Annotated in this window: 10 protein-coding genes; 6 read left to right on the top strand and 4 right to left on the bottom strand. The window is 48.1% G+C overall.

Annotation, left to right across the window (positions count from 1 at the left end):
• Window positions 1–62, bottom strand: a 62-nt coding sequence (locus V6C93_RS38835; RefSeq protein ID WP_414644290.1) for a DUF4058 family protein, incomplete at its 3' end; no start/stop codon positions are given.
• A 319-nt stretch (window positions 63–381) separates the two neighbouring features.
• Between V6C93_RS38835 and V6C93_RS27705 the strand changes: the two genes are divergently transcribed.
• From V6C93_RS27705 to V6C93_RS27680, 6 genes are all read left to right on the top strand, one after another.
• Window positions 382–2,592, top strand: coding sequence for a hypothetical protein (locus V6C93_RS27705; protein WP_333479896.1), 2,211 nt, complete (start codon window positions 382–384; stop codon window positions 2,590–2,592).
• Window positions 2,593–2,845: 253 nt separating this feature from the next.
• Window positions 2,846–3,487, top strand: a complete 642-nt coding sequence (locus V6C93_RS27700) for a TRADD-N-associated membrane domain-containing protein (RefSeq protein ID WP_333479895.1) — start codon at window positions 2,846–2,848, stop codon at window positions 3,485–3,487.
• Between the two features lie 316 nt (window positions 3,488–3,803).
• Window positions 3,804–3,941: a hypothetical protein gene (locus tag V6C93_RS27695; RefSeq protein WP_333479894.1), complete on the top strand. Its 138-nt coding sequence runs from the start codon at window positions 3,804–3,806 to the stop codon at window positions 3,939–3,941.
• A gap of 28 nt (window positions 3,942–3,969) precedes the next feature.
• Window positions 3,970–4,500: a hypothetical protein gene (locus tag V6C93_RS27690; RefSeq protein WP_333479893.1), complete on the top strand. Its 531-nt coding sequence runs from the start codon at window positions 3,970–3,972 to the stop codon at window positions 4,498–4,500.
• A gap of 194 nt (window positions 4,501–4,694) precedes the next feature.
• A complete protein-coding gene (locus tag V6C93_RS27685) occupies window positions 4,695–5,747 on the top strand; it encodes a low specificity L-threonine aldolase (RefSeq protein WP_333479892.1) in 1,053 nt (350 codons plus the stop codon).
• Window positions 5,748–6,191: 444 nt separating this feature from the next.
• Window positions 6,192–6,491 carry a ferredoxin gene (locus V6C93_RS27680; protein WP_333479891.1) on the top strand — a complete coding sequence of 100 codons (300 nt, stop codon included), beginning with the start codon at window positions 6,192–6,194 and terminating at the stop codon, window positions 6,489–6,491.
• 263 nt (window positions 6,492–6,754) lie between these two features.
• Here the strand turns inward: V6C93_RS27680 and V6C93_RS27675 are convergent, their stop codons facing one another.
• The 3 genes from V6C93_RS27675 to V6C93_RS27665 all read right to left on the bottom strand — a co-directional run bounded on the left by V6C93_RS27675 (window position 6,755) and on the right by V6C93_RS27665 (window position 15,356).
• Window positions 6,755–8,401: a SpoIID/LytB domain-containing protein gene (locus V6C93_RS27675; RefSeq protein WP_333479890.1), complete on the bottom strand. Its 1,647-nt coding sequence runs from the start codon at window positions 8,399–8,401 to the stop codon at window positions 6,755–6,757.
• Window positions 8,402–8,692: 291 nt separating this feature from the next.
• Complete coding sequence (locus tag V6C93_RS27670; protein ID WP_333479889.1) at window positions 8,693–15,094, bottom strand: response regulator; 6,402 nt, start codon at window positions 15,092–15,094, stop codon at window positions 8,693–8,695.
• Between the two features lie 115 nt (window positions 15,095–15,209).
• A complete protein-coding gene (locus V6C93_RS27665) occupies window positions 15,210–15,356 on the bottom strand; it encodes a hypothetical protein (RefSeq protein ID WP_333479888.1) in 147 nt (48 codons plus the stop codon).
• Window positions 15,357–15,415: the final 59 nt, after the last annotated feature.

Here is a 15,415-nt window from a genome sequence, read left to right as displayed (position 1 = left end):
ACTTGCGACCAGATTTCTGGTTGTTCCAGATAGGGATTCATCCCAGGAAAGGGGGAGGGCATGATGGGTCGGTGGTGTGAAGTCCTACAATTCTAGGTTACAGGGAGAACCGTTAGAGAATCGGTGAGCAACTTGGTTGTTATCACTTCGGCGATCGCTTTGAGCCATCAGTTTAGTTATCAATAATGGTCACAGCGAGACAGATAACTCCTTTAGAGGAGGTATCCGATTTCCCCGCCAGCGTAAAACAGACCAAGCATAAGCTTTACGAAGCATCAAGCGAGCCTTTTCTAGTAGCAAATTCGTAGAGGCAACCTTACGGAAGCAGGTTTTGAGACTGTGTAGAGTATAAACGTACTTTCTCCTCAGCAGCGTTCAATCATGCACCTACAAACCATTCGAGGTGTTGTGAGTTTGCTCGGCATCCTTCTCTACATGGCTTCTTGCAGTCCTGTCGTGCTAGCTGTAGACATCGCCCAGACTCCAACTAACGCACCTGTTACGGCGTGTTCCGACGAACGGCGAGGTCAAGTTATTGAAACGTTGACGAAGGAGTTGATTTATCGCAGCGATCGCTACTCCAGTTCTGGCTCCATCGATCTAGCAGCGCGATCGCTCACTCAGGCATTGCGGATAGTGCCGACAGTAGAAAATTCCCTCACCAAAACTGACCTCATTGCAACCATTGCAGGTAACGCGGGTGGGCAACCTAGCACAATGGAGCGAATTGTTAACTATTCCATTAGTACTAAACAACCAAAAATTGCCCTCGAACTCCTACCCAAAATTGCTCAAGTTACTCAAACGCTGAACGGTGAGTACGGTGTCATCAATGTTAAACGCTCAATCCTGGTACAACTTGCCAACTATTACACGCGCCTCGGTCAACCCAACCAAGCTCGTCCGGTGCTTGACCAAGCCCGACAGGCGTTAGATTCGTTGCAGGGCGATGGCTTCGGACTAATTGCTGCACCTGTTGCTGAGGGCTACATTGCAATTGGCGACACCTCCAAAGCGATCGCAATCCTCAATCAGGCACTTCAGCTCACTCAGGCAATGAAGACAAACGATCAGACTTACCTGGGTGAAATTTTTAAGTCAATTTCGACGGCTTACGCCAATGCAGGTGCAATGGAACAGGCACTCCAAGTTGCCCAGAAAATTCAAGTTGCTAACAGCAAGTCCACAACATTAACTCATATTGCCAGCCGATATGCTCGTGCAGGAAAGCCACAGCAAGCTAATACCATCTTTGCTCAAGCCTTAAAACTGGCACAGACTGCACCAGAAGGGAATCGAGCGAGTTTACTCTCTCAGCTTGCGATTAAAAATGCTCAGGTAGGACAATTTGACAAGGGGCTTCAGGTTGCCCAAACCCTAGCATCCGGTGAGGTTAAAGTCCGGACTCTGGCAGAGATAGCAGCTCTATATGACAGGGCGAATCAATTTGAAAAAGCCGTTGCCATTTTGCCTCAGATTTCTGTGATCGCTAAAACTATCACCCCGTTCTACGATGCGGATACTCTGTTGAGAGAGATTTTTGCCGACTATATTAGCGATCGCCAATATAAACTGGCTTTCCAGTTTAGCCAGACTCTCGACTCGACGTTACAGGATCAGAGTTTGTTGAAACTGGTTGAAGAAGCTAGCGCTGCTGGAGATTTTCCACTCGCGCTTCGAGTCGTTGAGGTAATGCCTCCCGGCTGGGAAAACCAAACCAAACATTTGAGCTTACGGCATCTTGCTGCTGGTTACGCTAAGGCGAGAAAATACGACCAGGCGATGCAGCTTCTTCCAAGCATTGAAGACAGCAGTGATTATCCCAACCGGACACTGGCACGGGTAGCGATCGCGAAATCTTACACAGAAAATGGACAACGTGATAAAGCCATTGAACAGTTTAATCAATCTCTACAAGCCTTAGGCACTCTGAAAAATTCATCTGCAAAAATTCAGGCTCTTAGTCAAATCGCTGTTGGGTATGCCCAAACCGGACAACGCGATCGGGCTGTTGAGGCGCATACTCAAGCCCTAAAAATTCAGGATAGTTTAAATCCGGGCGCACCTGCATCTCCCTCCTACGCTGTAGAGCAACTCCTGAATCAGTATCTTGGTACACAACAATATACCTTAGCCATTCAACTAATTCAGACAATTAAGGGTGAGTATGAACACGATGGAGCGTTACAGCGGATTCTCAATCAGATGCTTGATGTAGGAGAGTTTCAACCTGTTTTACAAACAGCCAATACGATACGAAATCCCAATCAAAAAGTTGCTTTCTTGGTCAAGATTGCTGATTTCCATATTGGCACAGGTCAATCTGACAAAGCGACTGAAATCCTCGCTCAAGCCTTTGCGATCGCGAAAACCATTAAAGGCGCAGAAGAGAGATTCACCCCAGAGGAGGTTCAACGCATCGATCCTTCCATCCCACCTTCTGATGAGTTTGATCGAGGTAGCCTGATCGAAGCGATCGCTATTCGCTATGCCGAGCTAAGGCAACATAACCTAGCCACTCAGACGGCTCAAGCTCTACAATCTCCGACGTATCGCGATCGCTTGCTCCAACGCCTTGCTTGTTATCGATAATTTCCTAAGCGGAAGACAGGTTCAGGAAGCTCAATCGCCACTCGCTGAGTCATCATTGCTTTACGCTGCTGTGGCTGAATAGGGTCAATTTTATCTTTTCCCTTCATTGCCTTACTCCAAGATAACAGCAGCCAAGCTGAACACCTCAGCCCTTTAATTTTGATGCAATGTAATGCCATATCTCCGCCTGAGTTAATCCTGGGTGGAGTTTCTGATATAGAATTTATGTGCTTTAAATAAAAATCAAACAGCAATGAACCCTTTTTCTATCACCTCGCTTGTAGGAACGAGCATTGCCTTCATGGTAATAATCGTAGCTTTCGCTGTAGGGCTTGCTACTTTACTCAGTGTTTATGAAAAGAATAAAGCTACCAAGGAAAAAAGAGAACTTAAAGAAGAGATAGACTATTATTTAGGAATGATTCAAGAAGGGAGAGTTGATGTTTTAACCTTAATCACACGAAATCTAACTCTCTTAAGAGAAGCCTATATCATTAGTAAGCAACAAGTCAGGAATATTTTCTCGGCTGCTCTCTTTACCTGTTGTCTCGGCTTTATAGTCTTTACTACTGGGGTCATTACTTTTTCCTCGCAACGCAGCGGTATCATTTTAATCTGCGCTACTATTTCGGGAGCTGTTATAGAGAGCATATCGGGATTGATATTTTGGACTTATAGTAAGTCAATCGAACAGCTAAACAGTTTCCATAAAACGTTTTATGAAAATCAAAAACTTTTGAGTTCGATTCACTTAGTTAATAGCGTTTCTGAGACAAACAAGGATGCTCTCTACGCTTATATTGTTCAAAACACGCTGGGGGATGGAAATCCAACTGATTTTGGCTTTTTAGCCAATCCAGCCAAACCTAGGAGACCAAGCTGGGATAAAGGTTAAAATTCAAAGAGTTGATTACTAATATTCTTATCGGGGAAGAATAGTGAAGCGGCATTGATATAGCCACATGGGAATCACGAATTAGAGAGTGCGATCGCTCTTTCATGGCATCAGGCTGTAGGTGAACACTAGAGGAAGAGTCAGGGCAATCAAACTATAGCAGTTCTCAGTTGGGTGAAGTACACAGCAGAAAACCTAACCCCCAACCCCTTCCCTAGTAGGGAAGGGGAGTAAGAAATAAAGCCTCTCTCCTAGAAGGAGAGAGGTTTTCCAGAGAGCTCAGACTGTATCTCATCCAATCGAGAAGGGCTATAGATTGTCAGGCACAATTGATGTAGCGGCAATTTTGAGGAGCGATCGCCTTTCAGGTTACCGCGATGCGGCTATCTCTATACCTTTGCCCCCAGGATCAGCTGTTTATGCTTGGAAGCAAGGAGGGGAAAGCCAGACTTAGGGGGGGAAATTCATAAGGACATACAGCTATGCGACCTGATTTGCAGGGCTTGGTGATTACAGAGGACTATCTAACCGATTTAATTGGTGAGAATCCCCATAGAGTTAGATATTTCTATACGGCAGGAAAACCCAGAGAGCCTGGTGATTTTTTAATCAAGCTTGGTATTTCTACATTTCGATGGATGCATTTTAAATCAGTTAGACGGCTAGTGAAAGAGGTTGATCGCTACAATGCGGTGATAAAAGCTGTAGATATCAATGATCGCCTAGAGGAAGCTGGAAACCCAGGCATAGGATTAAGCGATCGCGAGAAGGTGATTCAAGCCCTGAGTGTGATGAAAGCCGATTTAGAGCGGGCGCTGAAGACCGAAAGAATCCTGAGAGAGAACAAAAAGTTTATTGCCACACACCCTCAGCTGTTTACAACGAATTTGACAGCTTTGACAGCGCTACAATTAACCGACAAGGCCAGCGAGTATGGAAGAGTACTCGATCAAGCCTTGCAGATTGCAGTCGGGGTGCAAGAGGAAATGAGAAAGTTACAGAATCGGCAGTAGAGGCCATCATCAAAACAGCGATCACCTTTCATTCTTGTAAGACGGCATCAAAGAGCTAATCGTCATCCTGCTAGAACCTGAAATACTAAGCTATTCCATATTTAACTTGCAAGATTTGGACGGGCAAGATGCCTATCCCACGAGCGTTCTAACAGCAACGCTAGTACAAACTAGAGGTGGAGCAGCTTAAAACAATGAACTTTGCTAGCGATAATGTCACCGGAGTCTCGCCGGAAATCATGGCAGCCTTGAGTGCGGCTAATGAAGGAGTCGCGATGCCCTATGGACAGGATGAATACACTCAGCGCTTAAAGACTGAGTTGAGCAATTTATTCGAGACAGACATAACGGTGTTTCCGGTAGCAACTGGCTCAGCCGCCAATGCTCTTGCCCTATCGGTGATGACTCCACCTTTTGGAGCTATCTACTGCCATGCCGAATCGCACATTAATGTCGATGAATGCGGCGCACCTGAATTTTACACAGGTGGTGCGAAGTTAGTCACGCTTTCTGGCTCTAATGGGAAACTTCTAGCTCCTGACTTAGCAGTTGTTCTAGCACGTTCAGGTGCGGGTGTTGTGCATCACGTACAACCCGCCAGCGTCAGCATCACCCAGGCTACTGAAGCCGGAACCGTCTATACTCCCGAGGAAATTGGTGCCCTTGCGGAGGTGGCAAAGAGCCATCATCTTTACCTACACATCGATGGCGCACGTTTTGCCAATGCCGTAGTTAGCTTGGGGTGTTCTCCTGCTGACTTAACTTGGCGTGCGGGTGTCGATGTCCTCTGTTTTGGTGCAACCAAGAATGGCGCAATGGCAGCGGAAGCAGTGGTCTTTTTCAACCAAGCTTTAGCTCAGACTTTTGGCTATCGTCGCAAGCGCAGTGGTCATCTGTTCTCGAAGATGCGATTCCTCTCAGCCCAGCTTTTGGCTTATATCAATAATAATTTGTGGTTAAAGAATGCTGACCACGCTAATCGGATGGCGCAGAAGCTAGCTCAGGGACTCCTAGGATTGCCAGGTGCGCAGCTTTGTTACCCAGTGGAAGCGAACGAAATCTTCATTCAGCTGCCTGAGGCCGTGATTTCCGGTCTTCTTGCCAATGGTTTCTACTTCTACCGTTGGGGAGGAGAAGATTCGACTACTGTGCGATTGGTTACGGCTTTCAATACTTGCGAGGCAGATGTTACGGCTTTCTTAGCGGCCTCCCATGCCATAGTCTCTAATTTTGAGCGGGATGGCTAAACTTCTGGATACTTTTGGCGTTAACCTTACGGGTATCAGGGGGGATAATTAGTGAAGAGTATCCGTGTCAAAAAGCGACCATGTCTAAGAACAAATCATTGATTGTATCTATAAATATAATTAATACTGATTAATAGGAATCTTGAAGGGGAATTAGGAGAGCTGCGAAAATTGAAAACCTTTTACGATCAGTCAACTTGAGAGCTGCTTAGGGGCTTAATTTTGACCCGTCTGTGTCGTGCTGATGACATAAGAATAATTAATATAATAATCATTTCAGAATTTCATTCCTAATCCCGTCTAACCTCTCTAGCTTTTTCTCGTAGTATCAGAAATGAAGCGAACACTGCACCCGCCAACCTTCCTAAAGACGAAGTGCGCTTGTGTGAAGTACGCTCAACCAAAGATTTAAACTGCCGATTCAAATCAACAGAGAGGATTCTGATGGCAACTTTCAAAGTAAGATTAATCAACGAAGCTGAAGGGCTAGATACTACGATTGATGTTCCCGACGACGAGTACATTCTCGACGCCGCTGAAGAGCAAGGTCTTGACTTACCCTATTCCTGTCGCGCTGGTGCTTGCTCGACCTGTGCTGGCAAGCTGAAAGAAGGCACAGTTGACCAATCCGATCAGTCTTTCTTGGATGACGAGCAGATTGAGGCAGGATACATTCTGACTTGTGTCGCTTACCCCACATCTGATTGCACCATCCTGACGCACCAAGAGGAAGAATTGTACTAAGAGGCGGAAAAAAGACAAAACAGTTTCCAGTTCCAAGTCTGTGGAGGCGTGCGATCGCACAAAGCACCCTGACAACATCGAACTGGTCATAGTGCAGTGCCGCAAGCATCGCACGTTTTTTTTGCCCGCCCCCAATCCAGTAAGCGATTTAGCTTTCTGGCTGGGTTGGGTGGGATTGAGTGCAAAAGAGAATTTAAGCAGGAACACATCAACCGTGTTCCTGCTTCATAAATTGTGCTGATACCAAACGATATTCATACAAATTACCGTTTCGTTGCAGCAGGCTGAAGCGTTGAGGAAACTTCTGGCGATTTCCAGAAGATAATTGAAGACGATAGTGGTTGGATTTGAGTGCCGGGATAGTAAAAATTCAAAATCTTCTCTCCTGACCAACCAAGTTTAGCTAAGTTATAGGCACCGTCTTGACTCATACCGACGCCATGCCCAAAGCCACCGCCTACAAATGCATAGCCTTGGAGGCTTTTATCAGCTCCGTAGATTGGCTCTAGGTAATAGAGCGTACTTAAGGGAGGTTCAAAGGCGCTACGGGCATCATTTTTATCAATTTCAAGGTTGCCGATATCGGTTTGTACTACAAGTTTAAGAATTCGTCCCGCAGGCGATCGCTTCACCACTTGTATTTGCTTAATGGTGGTGAAGTTGACCAGGGAATTGTTTCTATTTTTGAGATAGCGTTTTAGATGCTGTGCTATTTGTTCTAAGGTTCTCGTTCTGCGCCAACGGAAGACATCTCGCCCTGTTTCATTGAATCCCTGCTTCAAGTTAATGAACTGGCGGAAATTGTTTTCATCGGCTAACGATTTTTGCGCCAAATTCCAGACCGGGCTGGGGGAATCCACGATCGCTCTCAAGTAAGGACGTTCTGGCCCGTTCCAAATATCAGCAAAAGGAGCCGTGACGCCGCCAGTAGTAGCAGAATACAGGGCATCGACTAGCTCGTTATTGTAGGTTAGTACCAATCCTTTGGTTTGTGCGATCGCTTTGTCAGCGAGGGGCACAGTATCTGTTAGTCCCTTGTACACCTGGCAGTGGACATCAGCACAAAGTTCATAATTATCCGCCGCAAATCGGCGCAGGTTCCTTAGGGCATAGGTTCGGGCTAGAATGGTCTGGGCAACTACAGCGGAATAAGGTGCTCCCCCACCAATTTCGTGAGGTACCACACCCCGCAGATATGTTTCTAGGGGTACCTGATTCACCAGAGTGTAGTTACCATAGGCATTCGGCTGGATTTGTAAATGTCCAGCATAGAGACGAGGGTTTTTGTTATCCTGGCCCCGACTGACCTGGATGAGATTTTTTTTAGCAGAAATCTCCAACTGCCGACGACTGTAGCGAAAGCCATTGACCACAAATGAGGCTCTTGGTACTTTTTCCACCATTTTTGTACTGAGGTAAGCCGTTGTATCGCCTTGAGCTTTCAGCTTTTCCAGAAGCATACGCCGCAGTAAAGGCGTTGGATAGACATCCCGCTTTGCCCAAACCTGCCAGCGCTCCGGCTGGGTAATCTCCACCTCAATGCCAAGTTGCCGCCATTGGTTGGCTTTGTCTTCTGCGGTTTCAAAGGTAGATTCGTTATTGAGAACCAAATTCTCTTCGAGTACCGGAGTCTGTAGCGGTTGCATCACCGTTTCCAGCTTCAGACTCTCCACTTGCGCCGTCTTTGGTTTCATGTCACCTGACAAAAAGCTTACCGTCAAGCGATCGCCTGAGGTGGCTTTTAAGGTGAGCTGGTCAGTGGGTGCCTCGCCAAAGCGCTGCACAATGCCCAATTTTAGTTCCACATCCTGAGCTTTTGCCGCTGGTTCGGGCACGGTTGCTAGTCCCAAGAGACTCATAACAGCCAGCACAGTACCCAAGCGCTGGGGAACTCGTTTGTTGGTCAGCATTTGATGCCTCAAAATATCAGTCTAGTCATTCTTGACATCCTCCGCTGGCTAAGGTCAGGTAGTCGCCTACCTGCCTCGCCTACAGAACCGGACGTGAGACTTTCACCTCATCCTTGAGTATTGATACTCATTTCGAGAGAACGAATCGCAGCCGTCCTTAAAGGACGGGGTTTCCTGGAGGTTCCGATGATTAATCCCAAGAGAGGTTGAAGGTTAGCAAGTTCGCTAGTTGAACGTTTTAACCTTCTAACCTTCAACCTTCAACTTTTTAACCTTTAACCCCTCAACTATTCAAGCGTTACTGTTACTGTTAAACAGTACTTCCCCTTTAATCATCCGCTGAGCCGCGTCAAGGAGTACTTCTTCCAGATAGGGCTTAGTGAAGTAGCCACTTGCTCCCAACTGAGCTGCCATTTGTCGGTGTCGATCAGCACCACGAGAGGTCAGCATCGCAATGGGTAGATTGCAGAGGTTTTCGTCTTTCTGAAGCCGGGACAGCAACTCCAGACCATCCATTCTTGGCATTTCGATGTCACAGAAGACAATGTCGCAAGGCAGACCTGACCGAAGTTTATCCCAGGCTTCCTGACCGTCACGCGCTTGTTCGACCCGATAACCGGATTTACTGAAGGTCATTGAGAGCAGTTCACGCACAGTAATGGAGTCATCGACGATGAGAACCATCGGCTCAGACTTGGTGTCTGTGATTTCTGCTGAAGCTTCGACCTGAGCCTCTTCCCTCGGCCAGATGGTAACACCACCATCTTTGCGAATCCGTCCGTTAGCCAGATCGATTAGTTCCAAGACATCAGCGATCGCCATAATTCGACCATCCCCTAATACGGTAGCTCCAGCGATTCCCACGGGCTTAGGCGGTGGCCCTTCGAGTTGCTTAATCACGATTTCCTGTTCGCCCAACACCTGATCGACTTGGATGGCGAGGAAATTACCAGCACTGCGCAGCACAACAATCGAAATCATGTCATCTTCCCGTTTGCCACCGTAGACCGTGTTACGGCTCAGTTGCCGCTTGTAGGTCAGTAGATCCGAGAGGGAGTGAAAGGGTAGGAGTGTGTCTCGCCATTGGATGCAGGATTGACCCTCGGGATTTCTCTGAACGCGCTCATTCAAGACATCCATCATGTCTTCTACCCCGTCCATTGGGAAAGCGATGCGGGCGCGATCGCTGAGGCAGCAGAGCGCTTTACAAATACTCAAGGTCAGAGGCAGACGAATGGTAAAGGTCGTTCCTTTGCCAACGGTGGAATCAATGTGAATAGTTCCGCGAATTTCACTCAAGCTGGTGCGCACAACATCCATACCCACACCTCGTCCGGAGAAATCGTCGGCTTTGTCTTTAGTGCTAAAGCCAGGGTGGAACAGACAGTCGTACAACTCTACATTCGTCAGAGTTCTAGCCTCCGTTGAAGTAATCAGTTTCTGCTGAATGGCCTTGGATCTTACACGCTCAGCATCGATGCCTGCCCCATCATCGGAGATGGAAATAACGGTTTGGTTGCCTTGGTGGAAAGCCCGGAGTACCACTTTTCCAACAGCTGGTTTACCCGCTGCTTTGCGTACCTCTGGCGACTCAATCCCATGAGTCAGGGCGTTGTTGACCAAGTGCGTCATTGGGTCATAAAGGTGTTCGAGAATCATCTTATCGATCAAGGTTTCCCGACCCTCGACCTGCAACTGAGCCTCCTTGCCTAACTTCCGGGCAATTTCGTGTACGGCACGGAGTAAGCGATCAGCATTCTGGGCAAAGGGCACCATCCGCGATCGTGTCAGTCCTTCTTGTAGCTGGGTGGTGATTTGGCGCAACATCCGGGCAACTTGGTCAGTTTCATCCACCAAAAACTCAATATCAGACGCCGACTCTCGTACTCGGACAATCAGCTCGATCATTTCTTGGGAAAGCAAATGGAAGCCGGTGAAACGATCCATTTCTAGGGGATCGTATTCTACCCCTGAATGAGGCTGAGGGGAGGAGCCATCCGAATGCCCTGGAAAACGATTGCCCGGACGGCTTGCCAAAAGCGAACTTTCCAGGAGACTACGCTCATACAAATCTTGCATCCTCGCCCCCACATCGCTCAGAGCTAAGACTTGGTGCGATAAATTATCTAAAAATTGTCGCAAGCGTTCCTGGTCTTGCTCTAGGGTGTTGCGGTTTACCACCAGTTCCCCTACCAAATTGCTAAGGCTGTCCAGATGTTTGACGGGCACCCGCATTGTATGCTCAAACACCCTAGTGGGACGGGGACGCATGAGAGGACGTGTTCTGCCTTGGTCAAGCATGGCGGCCGGAGGGCCACCCATTGTCTTATCCGCTTGCTCTAGTAGACTCTCCAGGTCTCCAAATTCGTCTTCTAGGGAACCCACCTTTGGTGTCGCACGATTCACAGATGCTGGGGTTGGTGGAGCCGCCGCAGATGCCTCTTCCAGCAAAAGAGCATCAAGGTCGTTGAACACATCAAGGTCTGCTGATTTGGCCGCTGGGGCACTCGTCTCCTCAGCCAGCATCGCCTCTAAATCTGCAAATTCATCTAAGCCGTTGAGTGCACCATTGCCGGAACTGGTGTCCCAGCTTTGCAGACCCGAAGCGGCGATCTCGTCGCCCCCAGCTAGCATGGCTTCTAAATCTTCAAATTCAAAGGCTGGAGAACTAACCGCTGCTGATTCCTCTGGAGCTTCGGCGAACAGGTGATTGCTCTCCTCTGGTTCCCAATCCAGATCGAACGCGGCTTCTGTGCCATCTTCCGCGTCCTCAAAGTTAAAGGCTATTGGGTCCGCTTGGCTATCTGAGAGCGCATCACTATCGCCGTTATCAGCCTCTGCCTTTTCAGCCGCATTCAACAGCTCATCCCAATTTTGGGCGTCCGTAGCCTCATCTGTCTCACCACTTAGGAAATGATCGAGATTGGCTGCATCGATCGCATCTGCACCTTGCCAGTTTAAATCTAGGAACTCATCAGCTGATGCCGCCGCTGGCTCTTGCTCGTGCCCATCCTCCAGCTCAGTTTCAAATCGGTTCTCCTCTGAAACATCGAGGTCATGAGCGTCTCCAACAATTTCATCACCTAGCAGTCCATCTAAGTCTGAGGGGAACGGACTCTCTGGTGCGGCACTCTCAACAGCGCCTTCAGGAGCCGATATATTTAGCGTCCCGAACGCGGCACTATCCGCATCTTCCCATTCAAACAGCGGGGCTTGAGCCTCTGCGGTTCCTTCTTCCTGTACATCAAACGTCCATTCAAGTGACGACGAGTCACCAGGCAATCTATCCGTGTCAAAATTCAGCTCTTCCGATAGCGCCGCGTTAGGGAGTTCATGAGTGTCAGAGAACGCTGACCAGTCAAAATCAGACAGTTCTGGCGTTTCTACTGCTGCGCTATGGGTTTCCTCTAGCTGTTCACCCCCAAACATAGCATCGAAGTCTGATATAGGCGCAGTCTCTAAAACCGCGCTCTCCATGTCCGTGGAGGGAGCTTCTGTGGTTCCCAGGTCAAACAAATCACTCTCACTGGTATCCCATAAAGCATCCGAGAACCCAGCCGTCTGTTCTGACTCAAAAGCGCTCGACTCGAAGAGCAATTCTTCAAACGCTTGTTCTTGAGAAGGTGACGTCTGGGGATTTGCTACCCCTTGGCTATCGCTTGCCTCTGGAGTGTCCAAGAAAGAAAACTCGTCAAAATCGAGTGTCTGCTCGACATGCGGCCCAGCGGTATCGATCGCTTCCTCTGTATCAAAGAAGCCGTCCAGGTCACCAAAATCAGAGCTAGCTTCTAGTTCCTCTAGAGCTGGGAACTCCAACCCTTCGCTTCCTGGGTCTCCAGCTTCTACGGAGGGAACCTCTAACAACTCCTCAAAGGCTTCTAGAGCCTCCAATGCAGCGCTTTGGGATGCCACGCTGGCGGAGAGTGCTTCATCATCAAAGAAGTTATCCATCTCCCCACTGCTGTCCTCAAAGTTAAAGGCACTGGTAGATGTCTCCTCTACATTTAAATCCAAGGGGGATGATGCGCTAGAGCCCTCCTCAAAGAAGTTATCCATCTCCCCACTGCTGTCCGCCTCAAAGTTAAAGGCACTGGTAGATGTCTCCTCTACATCCAAATCCAAGGGGGATGATTCATCGGCGGCGTCCATTCCTGCTAACTCGAACTCATCAAAGGTCAACTCTGACTCATTCAAATCCCCAAAAGACTCTTCAGTAGGAGCTTCCTCCAATGAAGACGACGCTTCGGCAACGAACGCAGTGGGGTCACTATTCCATTCCTCTATGCTTTCTGGCCTCGGAGCAGCCGTCCCTGCCTCGGTGAACTCTCCGCCCAGATCGAAGCTAGCTGAGTCATCTAGGACAATTTCACTTTCTTCGTCCCAGCTCCAATCATCTACGTCGCTCAGCTCATCAGTAGATACCAAGTTGTCCCCAACAAAATCTGAAAACCTCTCCGTATCACGGATGTCATCGGTGGGGGTATCGAAGAAATTGCCATCCTGGGATAGCTCGGTTACCTGAGACTGGGCAGCGGTATCGAAGCCAAAAACCTCGGATTGTGGGCTTGCCGCTGTGGTATAATCTACTACCTCACTTCCCATTAAATCGTCACTGGCGTCGAAATCAAAGTCTGCCGACGATTCATCCAATACCAATTCTTCAAAGCTGAAATCTGCCGATGGGTCGTCTATTAGCGGCTCATCTCCCCCCCCTTGCGCTTCTGGAGCAGCATCCGCAGGGTGCTCAGATCTTTGAGCCACATCGGAAGAGCTATCAGAAATGTCCAGTAGGTCAAAGTCCATATCCGACTCGCTCAGTGAAGCGGAGTCCAACCAGATCTCCTCACCCTCCACGTTTTCTAGTTCCTGTGCGGAGTCTTCAAAGGCCAGAAAGTCATTTTCCGGTGCAGTAAAACTCTCAGTTAAAATGTGTTCACCTTCTATTGACACCTCTGTATCGGGCAAGAAGGGCTCTGGGGCTTCTTCAAACACATCCGCCACTGGCATGGCAAAGAGTTCATCATCCTGCTGCGATTGGGGGGTGGCGTCAGCTTCAAAGTCAAAATCTTCTAGGTCTTGTTCAAAAGGAGTGTTTTCTTCAAAGAAGCTATCCCCAAATAAACTGCTTAAGTCCTCTGACGCGCTACTAGAAGTGAGCCCTGGATCAGGGCTATCTGCCTCAAATAGCAGATCGGAAAAGTCATCCGTCACTTCATCTGTTGTACCTAGTGGTGTTTTAGCGTCAAGAGTTCTCCAGCCCGAATTGGTGAGTTCTTGAGAGGGAGGAACGACCTCTTCTAGCGATTTGTCCTCAAACAAATCCATGAAGTCTTCGCTACTAGACGCTCCGGGTTCGATGTCAAAGCTGTCTAGCTCACCGACGAGGTCAGAATAATCGCTTTGCTCGTCCAAAGTAAATAAGTTTCCTGAGTGAGTTGCTGACGGGTTACCATCTAAAATGATAATTTCTTCTTCTTGCCAGGTTTCATCGAGATCGGGAGTTTGACCTTCAAAAATATCAGCCAAAGTGTTAAGTTCTGCTGGGCCAACTTCTGGCTCACTGGGGGCGGCAAATCGGTAAATCCTTCTCGTTTTCTTCTGTTGTGACTGGACAAAGACTTCATGGGAAGAGCTATCTTCTGCCACTATTGTTTCGGCTGTGAAGTCCTGTAGGTCTGCTTGAAGCTCGGTATTTGAGTTCTCAAATAGATTCGTTAAGGATGATTCACTCGGATCTTGAAGCTGATGGCTATGGGTTTGTTCTATTTCAGACGATTTAGCGTCTTGTTCGCTATCCACGTCAAAGGTGAGACCCAATTCTGAATCCTGAGCTTGTGATGCTCCCGCTAGCTCAGAGTCGGGAGACTTGGGTGCGAGGGATTTGAGCTGTTCGGTCGCGCAAATTTCAACCGAGCGACCGGCTCCCACTAATTCTTGCGCTTGTTTGATTTCTTTGATGACAACATTGGCAAGCAGACGATAAGAATTGGAGGGAGATGCGATCGCTAATCTTGCGGTTTCGAGTAACTCACCCCAACCTGGCAAGTCCATTGGCTCGCCTAACCGGCCTAGTTGCAGGCAGTGTACCTGTAAAGATTCCCGATGAGAGGGAGAGTCTTGCTGTTTAAACAGCTGTAACATCTCCCGAAGTTCTATCAGGACGTCTCGTTTAAAGTTAGCTGGCAGAGTTTTGGTATTACCTGTATTCATATCAGAATTTGCCAAGGCTACCTTGGGCGCTTCAACTGTTGCCACAGAAGAACCTTCCGCTTTCTTGACCAGCTTTTCTAAATGCGTGTTGAGTTCCTCAAAAATCGGCTCAGCACCTGACATAATGTTGCTGGCTGTTTCGTCGGTTAGGCCAAACGGACTTTGAAGTTGCTCTACAAGTGCCTGAAGGGTATCAAATACCCGCAAGAAGAGGGATTCTAACTGGTGGTCTACTTTGACGGGTGACTCTTGTAGGATTTTAAAGCAGTCTTCGAGGCGATGGGCTGTTTGCTGAATGCTGTTAATGCCTAACATCGCTGCCCCACCTTTGACGGAATGAGCCGCCCGGAAGATTTCATTAAGCATCTCCCTATCTTCCATTGTGCTTTGCAGACTTAGCAAACCCTGCTCAATGGTATTGAGGTGGTCTTTTGCCTCCTCAATGAAGTAGCCCATGATGCGCTGTTGTTGTTCAGACTGCATACTACTATCCCTATAAGAGTCTTGAGTAATCTAGGGACACTCGCCCCTATGCCCGCCCTGAGCCTCGAAGCCTGAAATACACTTCAAGAGCTTACGGCTCACCTATCATTTTTAGTTAACTTAGATAGATTTCAATGTAGCCAATATCTCTAGGATCGACATTAACATCTATATAAATAGTGTCACTGGTCGTTTCCTCATCCCAGCTCACCGAAGCCTTTCTCCATGATCGCTCTTTGCGGACTCGATTGGAATGACTCATCCAGCTTGCAGCGGAATCATACCCCGGTCAAACACTTGGTTATCAGAACCGATACCACT

Origin of the sequence: Allocoleopsis sp., from assembly GCF_036703385.1 — a bacterium.
Taxonomy (GTDB): domain Bacteria; phylum Cyanobacteriota; class Cyanobacteriia; order Cyanobacteriales; family Coleofasciculaceae; genus Allocoleopsis.
This window is presented reverse-complemented; position numbering and strand designations above follow the sequence as displayed.

Excerpts from the sequence above, each read along its gene's own strand:
- V6C93_RS27705 (WP_333479896.1), top strand. The coding sequence starts at position 382 with ATGCACCTACAAACCATTCGAGGTGTTGTGAGTTTGCTCGGCATCCTT.
- V6C93_RS27700 (WP_333479895.1), top strand. The coding sequence starts at position 2,846 with ATGAACCCTTTTTCTATCACCTCGCTTGTAGGAACGAGCATTGCCTTC.
- V6C93_RS27690 (WP_333479893.1), top strand. The coding sequence starts at position 3,970 with ATGCGACCTGATTTGCAGGGCTTGGTGATTACAGAGGACTATCTAACC.
- V6C93_RS27685 (WP_333479892.1), top strand. The coding sequence starts at position 4,695 with ATGAACTTTGCTAGCGATAATGTCACCGGAGTCTCGCCGGAAATCATG.
- V6C93_RS27680 (WP_333479891.1), top strand. The coding sequence starts at position 6,192 with ATGGCAACTTTCAAAGTAAGATTAATCAACGAAGCTGAAGGGCTAGAT.
- V6C93_RS27675 (WP_333479890.1), bottom strand. The coding sequence starts at position 8,401 with ATGCTGACCAACAAACGAGTTCCCCAGCGCTTGGGTACTGTGCTGGCT.
- V6C93_RS27670 (WP_333479889.1), bottom strand. The coding sequence starts at position 15,094 with ATGCAGTCTGAACAACAACAGCGCATCATGGGCTACTTCATTGAGGAG.
- V6C93_RS27665 (WP_333479888.1), bottom strand. The coding sequence starts at position 15,356 with ATGAGTCATTCCAATCGAGTCCGCAAAGAGCGATCATGGAGAAAGGCT.